Source organism: Nocardia neocaledoniensis, from assembly GCF_003182135.1.
Taxonomy (GTDB): Bacteria; Actinomycetota; Actinomycetes; order Mycobacteriales; family Mycobacteriaceae; genus Nocardia; species Nocardia neocaledoniensis.
The window spans coordinates 236,412-251,047 of record NZ_QGTL01000007.1 but is presented as its reverse complement, the minus strand read 5'-3'; the positions used below and the strand labels follow the sequence as shown (position 1 = coordinate 251,047).

18 protein-coding genes are annotated in these 14,636 nt (G+C 69.9%); 4 read left to right on the top strand and 14 right to left on the bottom strand.

Annotated elements, in window-relative coordinates; all coding sequences use genetic code 11:
* Window positions 1–32: 32 nt before the first annotated feature.
* On the top strand, window positions 33–1,022 hold the full coding sequence (locus DFR69_RS20530) for an IS481 family transposase (protein WP_110039204.1): 990 nt from the start codon (window positions 33–35) through the stop codon (window positions 1,020–1,022).
* Here the strand turns inward: DFR69_RS20530 and DFR69_RS20525 are convergent.
* The 7 genes from DFR69_RS20525 to DFR69_RS20500 form a co-directional block, all read right to left on the bottom strand.
* The gene (locus tag DFR69_RS20525) at window positions 1,019–1,231 is read right to left on the bottom strand and encodes a hypothetical protein (RefSeq protein WP_110039203.1); all 213 of its coding nucleotides are present in this window, start codon (window positions 1,229–1,231) and stop codon (window positions 1,019–1,021) included. The genes DFR69_RS20530 and DFR69_RS20525 overlap by 4 nt on opposite strands.
* 73 nt (window positions 1,232–1,304) lie before the next feature.
* Window positions 1,305–1,574: a hypothetical protein gene (locus DFR69_RS20520; protein ID WP_110039202.1), complete on the bottom strand. Its 270-nt coding sequence runs from the start codon at window positions 1,572–1,574 to the stop codon at window positions 1,305–1,307.
* Window positions 1,571–2,011 carry a hypothetical protein gene (locus tag DFR69_RS20515; RefSeq protein WP_110039201.1) on the bottom strand — a complete coding sequence of 147 codons (441 nt, stop codon included), beginning with the start codon at window positions 2,009–2,011 and terminating at the stop codon, window positions 1,571–1,573. Before DFR69_RS20515 ends, DFR69_RS20520 begins: the two co-directional genes overlap by 4 nt.
* Window positions 2,012–2,047: 36 nt before the next feature.
* Window positions 2,048–2,170, bottom strand: coding sequence for a hypothetical protein (locus DFR69_RS35585; protein ID WP_261774637.1), 123 nt, complete (start codon window positions 2,168–2,170; stop codon window positions 2,048–2,050).
* A gap of 123 nt (window positions 2,171–2,293) precedes the next feature.
* Window positions 2,294–2,806: a hypothetical protein gene (locus DFR69_RS20510; RefSeq protein WP_244198370.1), complete on the bottom strand. Its 513-nt coding sequence runs from the start codon at window positions 2,804–2,806 to the stop codon at window positions 2,294–2,296.
* Window positions 2,803–3,780: a porphobilinogen synthase gene (hemB, locus tag DFR69_RS20505; protein WP_110039199.1), complete on the bottom strand. Its 978-nt coding sequence runs from the start codon at window positions 3,778–3,780 to the stop codon at window positions 2,803–2,805. Before hemB ends, DFR69_RS20510 begins: the two co-directional genes overlap by 4 nt.
* A gap of 42 nt (window positions 3,781–3,822) precedes the next feature.
* Complete coding sequence (locus DFR69_RS20500) at window positions 3,823–5,001, bottom strand: serine hydrolase domain-containing protein (protein WP_110039198.1); 1,179 nt, start codon at window positions 4,999–5,001, stop codon at window positions 3,823–3,825.
* A gap of 221 nt (window positions 5,002–5,222) precedes the next feature.
* Between DFR69_RS20500 and DFR69_RS20495 the strand changes: the two genes are divergently transcribed.
* Entirely contained in the window at window positions 5,223–5,507 is a 285-nt protein-coding gene (locus tag DFR69_RS20495) for a hypothetical protein (protein ID WP_110039197.1), read from the top strand.
* A gap of 56 nt (window positions 5,508–5,563) precedes the next feature.
* On the opposite strand, the gene DFR69_RS20490 is transcribed toward DFR69_RS20495, so the two are convergent.
* The 5 genes from DFR69_RS20490 to DFR69_RS20470 all read right to left on the bottom strand — a co-directional run bounded on the left by DFR69_RS20490 (window position 5,564) and on the right by DFR69_RS20470 (window position 10,999).
* Window positions 5,564–7,135: a bifunctional uroporphyrinogen-III C-methyltransferase/uroporphyrinogen-III synthase gene (locus DFR69_RS20490; protein ID WP_110039196.1), complete on the bottom strand. Its 1,572-nt coding sequence runs from the start codon at window positions 7,133–7,135 to the stop codon at window positions 5,564–5,566.
* Complete coding sequence (hemC, locus tag DFR69_RS20485; RefSeq protein ID WP_110039195.1) at window positions 7,132–8,202, bottom strand: hydroxymethylbilane synthase; 1,071 nt, start codon at window positions 8,200–8,202, stop codon at window positions 7,132–7,134. Before hemC ends, DFR69_RS20490 begins: the two co-directional genes overlap by 4 nt.
* Window positions 8,199–9,644, bottom strand: coding sequence for a glutamyl-tRNA reductase (locus tag DFR69_RS20480; protein ID WP_110039194.1), 1,446 nt, complete (start codon window positions 9,642–9,644; stop codon window positions 8,199–8,201). Before DFR69_RS20480 ends, hemC begins: the two co-directional genes overlap by 4 nt.
* On the bottom strand, window positions 9,641–10,510 hold the full coding sequence (locus DFR69_RS20475) for a redox-sensing transcriptional repressor Rex (protein WP_110039193.1): 870 nt from the start codon (window positions 10,508–10,510) through the stop codon (window positions 9,641–9,643). The genes DFR69_RS20480 and DFR69_RS20475 overlap by 4 nt, the downstream gene beginning before the upstream one ends.
* 207 nt (window positions 10,511–10,717) lie before the next feature.
* Window positions 10,718–10,999 carry a glutaredoxin family protein gene (locus DFR69_RS20470; protein ID WP_110039192.1) on the bottom strand — a complete coding sequence of 94 codons (282 nt, stop codon included), beginning with the start codon at window positions 10,997–10,999 and terminating at the stop codon, window positions 10,718–10,720.
* A gap of 184 nt (window positions 11,000–11,183) precedes the next feature.
* Between DFR69_RS20470 and DFR69_RS20465 the strand changes: the two genes are divergently transcribed.
* A complete protein-coding gene (locus tag DFR69_RS20465; protein WP_244198380.1) occupies window positions 11,184–12,110 on the top strand; it encodes an HAD family hydrolase in 927 nt (308 codons plus the stop codon).
* The gene (locus DFR69_RS20460; RefSeq protein ID WP_110039190.1) at window positions 12,103–12,441 is read left to right on the top strand and encodes a hypothetical protein; all 339 of its coding nucleotides are present in this window, start codon (window positions 12,103–12,105) and stop codon (window positions 12,439–12,441) included. Before DFR69_RS20465 ends, DFR69_RS20460 begins: the two co-directional genes overlap by 8 nt.
* Before the next feature lie 6 nt (window positions 12,442–12,447).
* Here the strand turns inward: DFR69_RS20460 and DFR69_RS20455 are convergent, their stop codons facing one another.
* Both DFR69_RS20455 and DFR69_RS20450 read right to left on the bottom strand, forming a co-directional pair.
* The gene (locus tag DFR69_RS20455; RefSeq protein WP_110039189.1) at window positions 12,448–13,464 is read right to left on the bottom strand and encodes a lysophospholipid acyltransferase family protein; all 1,017 of its coding nucleotides are present in this window, start codon (window positions 13,462–13,464) and stop codon (window positions 12,448–12,450) included.
* Complete coding sequence (locus DFR69_RS20450) at window positions 13,461–14,495, bottom strand: NAD-dependent epimerase/dehydratase family protein (RefSeq protein ID WP_110039188.1); 1,035 nt, start codon at window positions 14,493–14,495, stop codon at window positions 13,461–13,463. The genes DFR69_RS20455 and DFR69_RS20450 overlap by 4 nt, the downstream gene beginning before the upstream one ends.
* Window positions 14,496–14,636 lie beyond the last annotated feature (141 nt).

The window sequence follows — 14,636 nt, the reverse complement described above, 5'->3', positions numbered from 1 at the left end:
TCTAGGAACGCATTCACGCCTCGGAGGTCTTCGTGTCACACCGTAATGCCCCACTCTCGGAGTTGGGTCGGCTACGTCTTGCTCGTTGTGTCGTCGAGGACGGTTGGCCACTACGCCGAGCCGCCGAACGATTCCAAGTCTCGCCCACCACAGCGTCTCGGTGGGCGAGCCGATACCGCCTCCACGGCGCAACCGGCATGGCCGACCGGTCCTCACGACCGCATCACAGCCCCGCCCGGACGCCCACACGCACCGAACGCCGCATCATCAAAGTCCGTGTCCTGCGCAGGTGGGGCCCAGCTCGCATCGCCTACCTACTTGGCTTGCACCCCTCTACCGTGCACCGGGTCCTGACCCGCTACCGGCTCGCACGCCTGCGCCTGCTCGACCGAGCCACCAGCACGCCAGTGCGCCGCTACGAGCACGACACCCCCGGCGATCTGGTCCACATCGACGTCAAGAAACTCGGCAAGATCCCCGACGGCGGCGGGTGGCGCAAGCTCGGCCGCGCCTCAGGCAACCGAAACTCCCAAGCGCACAAACCAGCCGGGGACCGCAACGCTTACGGCAACCCGGTCCGCGGCTACCACTACCTGCACACCGCCCTCGATGACCACTCACGGCTGGCCTACACCGAACTACTCGCCGATGAACGCAAAGACACCGCCGCCGAGTTCTGGAAACGGGCTCAGGCCTGGTTCAGCGGAAACGGCATCACCGTCGCGAAAGTGTTGACCGACAACGGTTCCTGCTACAGATCACGCACTTTCGCCGAGGCCCTCGGGCCCGTCGTCCATAAACGGACACGACCCTACCGGCCTCAAACCAACGGCAAGGTCGAACGGTTCCATCGCACGCTGGCTGATGAGTGGGCATACGCACGGCTCTACCGCAGCGACAGCGAACGATGCGCGGCCTTCACGACCTGGCTCCACACCTACAATCACCACCGCGGCCACACCGCACTCGCAGGCCACCCACCAGCCAGCCGCGTCCCTAACCTCTCAGGTCAGTACAGCTAGGTGTACATGCAGGGGACTTCGGCCGAGATCGTGTGCAGCTGACACATGATGCCGTTGTAGATGCCGCCCGAGCCGGTCTCCGGGGCGAAGCCACCGGCGGCCGGCTCGGCGTAGGGGGTCAGGGGCAGGCCGGTCGCGGCCTGGGCGGGGCCCGCGGCGAGCGCGATCGCGGCGACGGCGGTGAACAATCCGGCGGTGAGTCTGGTCATCCGGGTCTTCCTTCGTGAGATGTCGGTACGAAATGTCCCGAATCCCAACGTGCACATCGAGATTCGACTTCCCTCAGTGCATCGCTCGAACGGCGTCCGGCGCTACAGATCGGGTCACGATCCGGGCGATCGCGTCGATCGACAGCACCCCCGCGACGATCACCAACGCCGTGGCCAGCACCAGCATCGGCGGCGCGTACCGCACGGCCTCGAAAGCGGGATGGTCGTCGGCGGTCACGAATTCGGTGGTGCGGCGCGCGTGACTCCAGCTGTAGACCGCTCCGGCCAGGCAGAGCGCGGCCAGGCCGAGTTCGATCAGCGCCGCGACGATCCAGCGTCTCATTCCCGCGATCCTGCCAGGGCGCCGGTCAACGCGGCGCGCAGACCCGCGTGGTCGATCGCCCAGGCCCGCACGATCCGGCCGTCGACCAGGCGCAGCCCGATGCCGCGGCGGCGGCGTGGCACCCCGGTGAGCGCGCCGAGCGGCCTGGCCTGGGCGACGTCGTCGTCATCGGGCGCAAGCACCTCGGCGATGTCGGCGAGCGGGAGTGTCTCCACGCCTTGACGCAGGGTGGAATCGGTCAGTTCGACGCGCGCGTGGGTGCGTCCGGCGATCACCTGCAGAACGGTGAAACCACCGATGGCCACGGCGCAGAAGCCGAGCGCGAACCCGTGCAGGGTGCTCCCGAAGACCCATTCGATCAGCAGCATGCCCGCGCAGAGCAGCGGGCCGTAGGCGACCGCGCGCCAGCGCGCGCCGGGCTCGGAGAACAACACCATGCGTGTGCGATACCGCGGCGCCTCGGCGCCGGCGGATCAGCCGACCAGACTCGGCAGCAGAACGAGGGCGATGGTGACGAGCGCGAGCAGGACCATCAAACCGATGACCAGCAGATCGCGCCGCAGGCTGTGTGGCTGCTCGATCACCACGCGCATCATTGCCTCCGCTCCACCGGTTCCCTACCGGCTACATCACAGTGGGTACCCCGAAATCACTGTGACCATGCTCACCATACACTCTGGCCGGTCGAGCCCCCAAAACGGCGGCGTTCAACCTCGCGTTCACCGACGGTTCAGCTGGAAGTATTTCGTCGATTCCGGGCGGTAACTCAGATACGCCGCGCCGACCGCGAGCACGCCCTGCACGATCGAGGTGCCGCCGGCGATCATCGTCGCGACGCTCGATTCGCCGGAGAAGGCGAACATCGTCGCGATCGCGCCCATCCCCAGCCAGACGGCCACGACCATGAGCACCGTGCGAGCCCACTGCTTGCCGCGACCGAGTTGCTGGGCGATCAGCACCGTCACACCGGCGAGCACCACGCCGACGATCGCGGTGAGCACGAAGACCGCCAGCACCATCACGTCGACGGTCGAGGCGGGGAAGTTCGGATCCGTCTTGTGCATCTCGTCGAGGAACTGCTTGCTCAGCTCGTCGCGCTGACCGGTCATGGTGGCGATTCCGGCGCCGGTGTACACGATGCCGAGCCCGGCCACCGCCCACCACAGCTGGCGCGCGGTGCCGACGTCTTCGGGCATGGGCGGGGTCTCGGGCTTGTGCGGTGGAACGATCACAACAGCCAGTGTGCCGCCTCGGTCGCCCAGTAGGTGAGCACGATGTCCGCGCCCGCCCGCCGGATGCCGATCAGCGACTCCAGGATCGCGGCCCTGCGGTCGATCCAGCCGCGCTCGGCGGCGGCGGTGATCATCGAGTACTCGCCCGAGATCTGGTAGGCGGCCACCGGGACCGTCGACCGGTCGGCGACGTCGCGCAGGATGTCGAGGTAGGACATCGCGGGCTTCACCATCACGATGTCGGCGCCCTCGGCCAGGTCCAGGTCGAGTTCGCGCAGCGACTCGCGCCGGTTGGCGGGATCCTGCTGGTAGGTGCGACGATCGCCCACGAGCGAGGAGCCGACGGCCTCGCGGAACGGGCCGTAGAAGGCGGAGGCGTACTTCGCGGCGTAGGCGAGGATGGCGGTGTCGGTGCGCCCGACCGCGTCGAGCCCGCGCCGGATCGCGCCGACCTGGCCGTCCATCATGCCGCTGGTGCCGAGCAGGTCGGCGCCGGCCTCGGCCTGAGCCAGCGCCATCTCGACATAGCGGTGCAGAGTGGCGTCGTTGTCGACCGCGCCGTCGGTGCCGAGCACGCCGCAGTGGCCGTGATCGGTGAACTCGTCGAGGCAGGTATCGGCCATGACGACCGTCGAATCACCGACCTCCTCGGCCAGTGCGCGCAGGCCGCGGTTGAGGATGCCGTTCGGATCGCTGGCCTGGCTGCCGGTGGCGTCCTTGTCCTCGGGCAGCGGCACGCCGAACAGCATCAGGCCACCGACACCGGCGGTCACCGCCTCCACCGACGCCTTGCGCAGCGAGTCCAGCGAGTGCTGGTACACGCCGGGCATCGAGCTGATCTCGCGCGGTTCGTCGATGCCGTCGGCGACGAACATCGGCAGTACCAGCTGGCGCGGCTCCAGGGTCGTTTCGGCGACGAGCCGACGTAACGCGGGGGTCCTGCGCAACCGCCGCGGGCGGTCGAAAGCGGTCATAGCCCGCAGAATACGCCTGCGCGCTCACCCTCGCTCCGGCGCCTACACGCCCTTGCCGCGGCGGGCGACCTCGCCCAAGATCGACTCGAACGTGGCAAACACCGGGAGCGGCCCGGACGAGCTCCACGTCTGATTGGTGAGCAGGATGCCGGTCACCTCGCCGTCGTTGGACCAGGTGGACCCGAGCCCGCCCGACCACCCGTAGGAGCCGGCCCGCGGACCGTCCGGCAGGTCGCTGAGCAGCACACCGACGCCGTAGCCCCAGCCCGCGCTGCCGTCCCCGTTCGGCCCGCCCGCCGCGAGTTGCTCGGCGGTGAGATGGTTCGCCGACAACGTGGCGACGGCGCGCTCGCTCAGTATCCGGACGCCGTCGAGTTCACCGCCCGCGCGCAACATGCGGGCGAACCGGTGGTAGTCGGCGAGAGTGGAGACGAGTCCGTCGCCACCGCCCTCGAACACCGGCGGTGTGCTCCACTGGCCGTCGACCGGATCGAAGAGCACGCGCGCGCCGTCCCGGTCGGTGTAGTGCGGGCCGAAGCGTTCCAGCTTGCCCGCGGGGACGGAGAACCCGGTGTCGACCATGCCGAGCGGCTCCAGGACACGCTCGGCCAGGAATTCCGAGAGCGGCTTCCCGGCGGCCCGGCCGACCAGAAAGCCCAGAATCGGCGCGCCCACGTGATAGAGCCACCGCTCCCCCGGCTGATATTGCAGCGGCAGGGTGCCGAGCCGGGCCAGCCAGGTGTCGGGATCCGGCATTTCCGCCGGCGTCGGCGGGCCCCAGCCGAGGCCGAGCTCGCTCCACGCGGCATCGAGCGGCTTCGGCGTGAAGTCGGTGAAGTCCATGCCCCACCCGAGCCGGAACGTGAGCAGGTCGTCGACCGTGATCGGGCGTCTGGCGGGCACGGTGTCGGCGATCTCGGCGCCCGGGTGCGCGAGCACGCGCCGGTCGGCGAGTTCGGGCAGCAGGCGGTCGACGGGCTCGGCGGGGTCGAGGACGCCGTCGTCGATCAGGATCGAGGCCGCGACCGCGGTGAGCGGCTTGGTCATCGAGGAGATGCGGAAGATCGTGTCGGTGCGCACCGGCGCGGCGCGCTCGGCGTCGAGATGGCCGATCGCGCCCGTGGCCACCTCGTCGCCGTGCGCGACGAGCCAGGCCAGGCCGAGCAGTTCGTCGGCCTCGACGTGGGCGCCGAGACGCGCGCCGATCTCGTCCACCGTCATCGTGACTCCTCCCGTGTCATCGACGCCAACTAGATCACAGTGGTCCGACAGGTGCCCGGCGACAGGCCGTGCGCGCCCTGTGGATAACATCGAATCCCACTGGAGCTCAATGGCTTCCGCGAGAGATCGCCGAAACTTGTCGGACCCCCTCGCTACAATCGAAAGCGTGTTCGAGGGTTCCGACGACCGGGGGCGGAACCCATTCGCGACGGGAGGACGCCATGCACGCCATTGCCACCGCACCGAAGTCCACGTTCATCACGGGACCGTATGTGCCGCTGGAGAAGAAGCGGCTGCCCGCGGGCAGGCCGCGTCGCTGGTACGTGGCGCACAACCGCAGGCTCAAGGCCATGCGGTTGACGATCGCGCTGCTGGATTCCGGTGTATACCTGCCGAATCAGGCCACCAACGAGACCATCCGGCGCACCGCCGAACAGATCGAACTGCGTCCGCCGTCCGATGCCACCTGCAGGCTGGTCCGCACGTTGCTGCGCTACAGCCGATGATTCGGGAACGCCGAAGGCCCGCCACAGCGGGCGGGCCTTCGGGGTACCTCTTGAGCCTAGCGGCTGCTGCTGCGGCGGCTCTTCTTCCGCGGCGGCGGCAGCAGGCCCTCGGCGCGCAGGCGCGAGGCGTGCTCGGCCAGCGCCTCCACCAGCGGACCCACCTGCGCGGTCTCGGGCTGCACGTCCACGCGCAGGCCGAACTCGATCGCGGTCTCGGCCGTCTTCGGGCCGATGCAGGCGACGATGGTGCGCGCGTGCGGCTTGCCCGCGATACCGACCAGGTTGCGGACCGTGGAGGACGAGGTGAACAGGACCGCGTCGAAACCGCCGGTCTTGATCATCTCGCGGGTCTCCGCGGGCGGCGGCGAAGCGCGCACGGTGCGGTAGGCGGTGACGTCGTCGATCTCCCAGCCGCGCTCGCGCAGGCCCTCGGCCAGGGTCTCGGTGGCGATGTCGGCGCGCGGCAGCAGCACCCGGTTCACCGGGTCGAACACGTCGTCGTAGGGCGGGAAGTCGGCGAGCAGGCCCTCGGAGGACTGCTCACCGCTCGGGACCAGTTCCGGGTTGATGCCGAAGGAGCGCACCTTCTCCGCGGTGGCCTCACCCACGCAGGCGATCTTCACGCCGGAGAACGCCCGCGCGTCCAGACCGAACTCGGCGAACTTCTCCCACACCGCGCGCACGGCGTTGGTGGAGGTGAACACCACCCACTGGTAGCGGCCGTCCACCAGGCCCTTCACCGCACGCTCCATCTGCGCGGGGCTGCGCGGCGGCTCGACAGCGATGGTCGGCACCTCCATCGGGATGGCGCCGTGGGTCACCAGCCGCTCGCTCATCTCGCCTGCCTGGTCCTTGGTGCGCGGCACCAGCACGGTCCAGCCGTAGAGGGCACGCGATTCCCACCACGACATCTTCGACCGCTTGTCGACCTCCTTGCCGACCGTCACGATCAGCGGGCCGACCAGCTCCGAGGCCGCGTTGTTCAGGGTGGCGAGGGTGGCCTCGATGGTGCGCTGCTGACGGGTGGTGCCGCGCACGGTCACCGCGACCGGGGTCTGCGGGGCGAGTCCGTGCTCGACGAGCGCGCTCGCGGTCTCGGCCAGGTGCCCGGAGGTGGCGCTGAGCACCAGCGGACCGGGCGCGGCGGCCAGGGCGGCCCAGTCGACCTCGCCGCGCACATCGGCCTCGGTGTGGCCGGAGCCGAGCGCGATGCCCGCGTAGCTCGGGACCGCGGAACCGTTGGGCAGGCCGGGCAGCACCTCGAACACCATGTGCGAGCGGGTCACCGCGTTGACCTCGTTGATCACCGAATCGGTGGTCAACGGGTCACCGGCGACGACGCGCACCACGTCGTGTCCGCCGCGGGCCTCGGCGATCAGCGTCTTGGCCACCTCGGCGGGCTCGCCCAGCGCCGGACGCACGTCGACGGCGCGCTCGCCGTCCTCGCCCGGCTCGACGGCGAGGCCGATCAGGGCCAGCACGCCCTTGTCGACATCGGGATCGGTGAACGCCAGCGTCGCCCGCTCGAGCACCTCGCGGGCGCGCACGGTCAGCAGGGCCGGGTCGCCGGGGCCGGATCCGACGAAAAGGATCCGCCCTGGTTGCTTCTTGGTGGCTCGGCTGCTCATCGGTTGTTCTCCATCGGGCTGGAATTGGTGAAGTCTGAGGCGGGGGTGTTCACCGCCTGTGTGGGGGAACCGACCTCCGGTTCCGGCTCGTCCGCGACGCTCAGCAAAGCGCGAGCGCCCAGATCCAGCAGATCGCGCGCGAGGGCGACGCCGAGCTCCTCGGCATCGCGCGGCGCGCCGACGATCGAGGCGCGCAGCACGTCGGAGCCGTCGATCGCGGCGGCACAGGCCCGCAGCGACAGCTCCTCGAAGATGCGCCCGTCCTCGTCGATCGACTCGACGACCTCGGCGATGGCGCCGATCGGGGCGGTGCAGCCCGCCTCGAGCTCGCCGAGCAGGGCGCGCTCGGCCAGGACCGCGGCCCTGGTCGCGGCGTCGTCGAGGCCGGCGAGGATCTCGATCAGCTCCGGGTCGTCGCTGCGGCATTCCACGGCGAGGGCGCCCTGCGAGGGCGCGGGCAGCATCTGCACCGGCTCGAGCGATTCGGTGATCGCGTCTGTGCGGCCGATGCGGGACAGCCCCGCGCGGGCGATGACGATGGCGTCGAGTTCGCCCTCGCTCACCTTGCGCAGGCGCGAGTCGATGTTGCCGCGCAGCGGGACGATGTCGAGGCCGAGGCCGAGGGCGCGCAGCTGGGCGGCGCGGCGCGGCGCCGAGGTGCCGACCTTGGCGCCCGCGGGCAGCTCGCCGAGCACCAGGCCGTCGCGGGCCACCAGCGCGTCGCGCGGGTCCTCGCGGGGCGGGATGGCCGGGATGACGAAGCGCGGGTCCTGCGCGGTGGGGAGGTCCTTGTAGGAGTGTACCGCGATGTCGATGGTGCCCGCGGCCAGCTCGTCGCGCAGCGCCGAGGTGAACACGCCGACGCCGATCTTCTGCACGGGATCCGACGACAGGTCGCCCGGCGTCTTGATGACGACCAGCTCGGCGGGCTGCCCCGCGGCGATCAGCGAGTCACGGACGGTGCCGGCCTGCGTCAGCGCGAGCAGGCTGCCGCGTGTGCCGATCCGCCACGGCGCACGAATGCTGCCTGCGGTCACGGTGTCCTCTTCCTGCACTGTCGTGGTCATGCGGATTCCTCCTGCGCACGCCCGAGTGGTCCGGGCTTCGACTCGGTCATGCGGACCTGCGCATCGCCGAGGTGTCCTGCGGTGAAGTCGTCGGCCAGCGCGGCCTCGGCCGCGGCGACCTCCATGGGAGCGGCAACCGCCTGCACCGCACCGGGTTTCAGTTCGAACAGCTCACGCAGCGCCTCGGCGTAGCTGTCGCCGCCCGGCGTCGAGGCCAGTTGCTTGACGCGCACCGTCGGCGCGTGCAGCAGCTTGTCGACGACGCGGCGCACGGTGCGCGCCACCTCGTCGCGGGCCGGGTCGGCCAGGTCGGGCAGGCGCGAGTCGAGGCGGAGCAGTTCGGCCTCCACCACCTCGGCGGCCCGCTGACGCAGGGCGGCTACGGTGGGCGTGACCTCGGCCATGCGTTGCCCGGCAAGGTATTTGGCGAGTTCGTCGGCGACGATCTGGCGCGCGGCGGCGGTGTCGTCGGCCGCGGCGCCCGCGGCCGGATCGCGCTGCAGCGATTCGATGTCGATGACGGCGACGCCGGGCAGGCCGGCCACGGCGTGCTCCACGTCGCGGGGCAGGCCGAGATCGCAGAAGACCAGCGGCCGCTCGGCGGCCTCGGTGCGGGTGCGGTCGGCGAGTGCGCGGTGAGTGTCGGCCAGGGTCACGACCGCACCGACCGCGCCGGTACAGGTGATCACCACGTCCGCGCTCGCCATCGCCGCGGTGAGGTTCGACATCTCCACGGCCTCGGCGTCGACGCCGTGCATGGTGCGGCCGGTCTCGGCGAGGCGCTGCGCGCGGTCGAGGGTGCGGTTGACGACGGTGATCTTGCCGATCCCGGCGCGCGAAAGATGCGCCACCGCAAGGCCACCCATCGCTCCGGCGCCCAGCACCACGGCCGTCCGGCCCGCGAGGTCACCGACCACGCCGCGCGCCCGATCCAGCGCGACCGACACGACCGAAGCGCCCGCCCGGTCGATCCCGGTCTCGGAGTGCACCCGCTTGCCGACCCGCAGGCTGTGCTGGGCCAGCTCGTGCAGGGTGCGCCCGACCGCCTGCTGTCCGTCGGCGCTGGCGTAGGCGCCGCGGATCTGGCTGAGCACCTGCTGCTCGCCGACGACCATCGAGTCCAGGCCGCTGGCGACCGCGAACAGGTGCTCGGCGGCGGCCTCGCTGTAGCGCACGTACGCGTGCCGGGTGAGATCGCCGAGCGGGAGCCCGGAATGCTTGGTGAGCAGGTCGCTGACCTCGCCGAGCCCGCCGTGGAAGGCGTCGACGACGGCGTAGACCTCGACGCGGTTGCAGGTGGAGACGATCATCGCTTCGGAGACGTGGCTGGAGGCCAGCAGCCGGTCGACCAGCTTCGGCCGGTCGGCCTCACTGATCGCGATCTTCTCCAGCACCGAGACCGGTGCACTCCGGTGCGAGATTCCGACCAGAAGAACACTCATGGTGTGATCACCGATCCCTTGGTGCTTGGCTCCGTTGCCGAATGCGGGGTGGCCGTGTGCGGCGCGGTGCGTCGCGTCGGCCTGCCGCGCGCCGGCTCGACCGGCGCGGGGTGCGTGAGGGCGGGATGGTTCTGCGAGGGCACCCGGCGCGCGATCCGGCCGGACCCGGCCTGGGCGACCTCGGGCAGCGCGGGCGCGTCGTTGCGAGCGGCGTCGAAGGAGAGCATCTGCAGCTCCATCGCCAGGTCGACCCGGCGCACCTCGACATGGGCCGGGGCGGCCAGCTCGCACGGGGCGAAGCTCAGGATCGACGGCAGCCCGGCGGCGACGAGCCGGTCGCACACTTCCTGGGCGGCCTCGTCGGGCACGGCCAGGACCGCGATGGTCGGCGCGAGCGCGGGGATCTGCGCGGTGAGCTGCTCGACATCGCGCACGACGAGTCCGGCGTACGACTGACCGATCACCGCGCTGTCGTTGTCGAAGATCCCGACCACGGTGAAGCCGCGTACCCCGAAACCGCCGTAGCCGACCAGTGCGCGGCCCAGATTGCCCGCACCGATCAGCACCACCCGATGTCCCTGCGACAGACCGAGCACGTCTTCGATCCTGGTGCGCAACTTGGCTACGTCATAGCCGACACCCCGCACACCGTTGGGTCCGAGGAAGGAAAGATCCTTGCGCAGCTTCGCCGAATTGACACCCGCCGCGACAGCCAGTTCCTCACTCGATACGATGGCTACACCCTCGTCGGCCAACCCGGCGAGAACCCGGAGATAGGTAGCGAGACGAGTCACCGTGGCCTGGGGGATGTCCCGCTGAAGAGCCTTGCCGGAGACGCCACCTGGCGTCTCATGCTGCTCTGTCACGTCGTCGGCTCCTCGTGCCGGGCCTGATCGCGGTCCGGTTCCTGTCGTTCGTTCACCGGTGTGGGTCGCCGCATTGCGAGAGGGCGACCGGTGTGCCATGTGGGCTGTACAAACCCGGTCACCGCCGCTGCTCGGTGCGGCGGTGCGGATTGCGTGCCACCACCGTAACCGCTTGTGCAGGCGTTCACAAAGTCGGTGAAATTGGCCTCATTTTCCGCCGCGACCAGCGAAACGGCTCAGGTCGGCCCGCAAACGTGGCTCGTCGACGTCGAAATAGCTGTGTTCACGGCCGTCCAACAGGACCACGGGCAGCCGATCGCCGTATTCGGCCCGCAATCCGGGGTCGGTCGCCGCGGCTTCGTCGACGTCGACGGTGGCCACCGGGAGACCGAAATCACCACAAATGGTCTCCAATTGCGCCAGTGCCACGGTGCACAGGTGGCAGCCGGCGCGAGTCAACAGGGTCACGGTGGGTGTGGGATTGGTCATGAGCCCTATTTAATCCCCGAGCCCGCCGCGGCTTGTCGGTGAATCCGGTTACTGTGGACATGGTTCGCGCGACTAGCGGAGGGTACTGGTGCCGGAACGTTCGAAGGTGGCTAGGGCCGGATTCGTCGCAGGGCGATTCGGGGAGTTCCCTGCGCGGTGGCAGCCCAGCCGCCTCGGCCAGGAACTGCAGGAACAGTTCGCACGGCTGCCGCGCAGCCCGTTCGGGCCGAGCGAGGAGGAGCTGCGCGCCAACCTGGCCGGTGAGGCCAGCGCCGACGCCGCGCTCACCCTGCACGACGCCGAACTCGCCGAACAGCGCGAGACCAGCGGCCCCGAGGTCCCCCGCGACCTGACGGCGGCGGCGTTCTTCGACGTCGACAACACCCTGGTGCAGGGCGCCTCGATCGTGCACTTCGCCCGCGGGCTGGCCGCGCGCAAATACTTCAAGACCTCCGACCTGGTCGATGTCGCCTGGAAGCAGGTGAAGTTCCGGGTCACCGGCAAGGAGAACTCCTCCGACATGGCCTCGGGCCGGGAGAAGGCGCTCAGCTTCATCGCGGGCCGCCCCACCGCCGAACTCGCCGCGCTCGGCGAGGAGATCTACGACGAGATCATCGCCGACAAGATCTGGCCGGGCACCCGCGCGCTCGCGCAGATGCACCTGGACGCGGGCCAGCAGGTCTGGCTGGTCACCGCGACGCCGGTGGAGCTGGCCAATGTGATCGCCAAGCGCCTCGGGCTCACCGGTGCGCTCGGCACCGTCGCCGAGAGCGTCGACGGTAAATTCACCGGCCGCCTGGTCGGTGACATCCTGCACGGCCTCGGCAAGGCACACGCGGTGCGCACCCTGGCCGTTCGCGAGGGCCTCAACCTCAAGCGCTGCACGGCCTACTCCGACAGCCACAACGACGTGCCCATGCTCTCGCTGGTCGGCACCGCGGTCGCCATCAACCCCGACTCCGACCTGCGCGAAGTGGCCAAGAACCGGGGCTGGGAGATCCGCGATTTCCGCACCGGCCGCAAGGCCGCCAAGATCGGCGTGCCGACCGCCCTCGCCCTCGGCGCGGCGGGCGGCGCGGTCGCCGCGGCCATCACCCGCAAGCGTGGTTGAGCGGCGCACCTGCCGCGAGTACGTCAGCGCCACGTATCCGGCGGGCGGGACCGCCGAGGACCATCGGCGACTGCGTGAGCTCGCCGAGGTGTTGCGACCGCTGGTCGCGCCGATCGACGGACTCACCTGGCGTGCCTCAGCGTTCCGTACCGAGGACGAACTGACCGGGGAACTTCTCGACCCGGCGGTGCTGATCGAGGCCGCGGGCGGGCTACCGCTGCTCTGGCTGAATCTGACCTACCCGGTGGGCGCATTGCCCGCCGGATTGCTCGACGGCGTGATCAGCGAGTTCGACCTGCGCGGTCTCGGCGAATTCACCGAACCGCGATGACCGTTCCTAGCCCAGGACGGTGTTGCGGCGCTTGGCGAGCAGCTTGTAGAGCGTCTGCTGGATGGTCTCGCGGACCTGGTCGGTGACCTCGAACATGGTCATCGGGTCGTCGGCGTCCTCGGGCTCGAAGGCCGAGGTGGAGATGGGCTCGCCGAATTCGATGTACCACTTGGACGGCATCGGGATGGCGCCGAGCGGGCCCAGGTGCGGGAACAGCGGGGTCACCGGGAAGTACGGCAGGCCGAGCAGGCGGGCCAGCGGCTTGATGTCGGCCAGCTTCGGGTAGATCTCCTCCGAGCCGACGATCGAGCACGGGATGATCGGCACGCCCGTGCGCACCGCCGCCGACACGAAACCGCCGCGGCCGAATCGCTGCAGCTTGTAGCGGTCGGCGTAGTTCTTGCCGACGCCCTTGAAGCCCTCGGGGAACACGCCGGCGATCTGGCCCGACCGCAGCAGCCGTTCGGCGTCGGGATGGCAGGCCAGCGTGTGCCCGGCCTTGCGGGCCAGCGCGCCGAGCATCGGCAGTTCGAAGATCAGGTCGGCGGCCAGCAGGCGCAGCGCCCGGTGCTGGGGGTGCTTGTCGTGGATGGCCAGCTGGAGCATCAGGCCGTCGAGCGGGACGGTGCCCGCGTGGTTGGCGACGATGAGGGCGCCGCCCGCGGCCGGGATGTTCTCGATCCCGGCGACCTCCACCCGGAACCAGTAGTCCGAGAGCGGGCGCAGCGCGGGCAGGATGAGCGACTCGAGCAGGTGCTCGTCGTAGCCGAACTCGTCGATCTGGTAATCGCCGGTGAGCCTGCGGCGCGCGAACTCCGCGGCGTTCTCGATCTGGTCGGCGACGGCGTCGCGGACGATGTCGCCCAGGGTCTTCGGTGGCTTGGCGGGAATGCCCGGCCTGCGGTCGCTCAGCGAGGTGACCGGAGTGGCCGGGGTCGGCTGCTCCGGCCAGCGGCGCGCCGCTGGTCGTTGACGGGCCTCGACATTCACGTCGAGACGAATGACTTTCGCTCCCTCGTTCATGTGTGCGCTCCCGAATCGGCCTTGATGAGGCCGAGCAGTTTGGTTTCCGCGGCGTCGATCCAAGCCGGATCGACGACGGGCCGCAACGCTGCGCCCGCGATGTAATCGTCGAAAGCCTGGACCGTGGTCCAGCGTGGGGTGAAACCTAGTTCGGTTCGCATACGGGTGGTGTCGAGCCCGCAACCGAAGTGGAAGTAGTCGGGTTGTTCACTGCTGAATCCGCGCATCACCGGTCCCATCAGTGTGCGCCCGATGGTGCGGAAGAAGAACAGCGGCACCGGTGCGGCGAAGCGCCCGGCCCGCCGGATGGCCTGCGACATGGCGAGCGCGCCGTCTCCGGCCACGTTGACCGTGCCACCGTGCACCCGGAAGGCCGCCTGGACCAGCACGGCCACGGCGTCTTCCTCGTGCAGCAACTGCATCCTCGCCTCGCGGCCGAGCACGGTCGGGGTGATCGGCGAGCGCAGGTATTGCATGCCGCGGTCGGCCAGGCGCGGGCCGACGATCGGCGCGAATCGCAGGATCGAGGCGGAGATGTCGGGCCTGCGCCGCGCCATCGCGCGCACCAGCGCCTCGATATCGATCATGTCGCGGGCGAACCAGCCGTTCGGCGGGGTGCGCGCGCCCATCTCCTCGGTGAATTTGGCCGGGTCCTTCGCGCTGCAGCCGTACACCGCCGAGGACGACCGGACGACCACGCGCCGCACCGACGGCGCCTTCTGACAGACCGCGAGCAGCTGCATCGCGCCGAGCACGTTGAGGTCCTTCATCACCGCGCGGCCGCCACCGGCGGGCGGGCGGGTGAGGACGGCGGGATGCACGACGGTGTCGACGCCGTTGTTCTCGACGACCTTGCGGATCAGCGGGTTCCTGATATCGGCGCGCACGAACTCGGCGCGGCCCATCCGGCGGCGGAGTTCGCGGCTCGGGTTCATCGTGTCGACGGCGATCACCCGCTCGACACCGGGTTCCGCGGCGAGCCGGGACGCGACATTGCCACCGAAGAAGCGGCTGGCTCCGGTCACCAGCACTACCTTCGGTTCGTGTCGTTCCCGTGTGTCGGAACTCGGACCAGACCCCACTCAAAGCCCCCTGCTTCTCATGTTTCCGCGTACCAGGGTAGCCGCATTCGCGCCACCCGCCGCCACGATCAACAAGCTTTTAACGTGGAC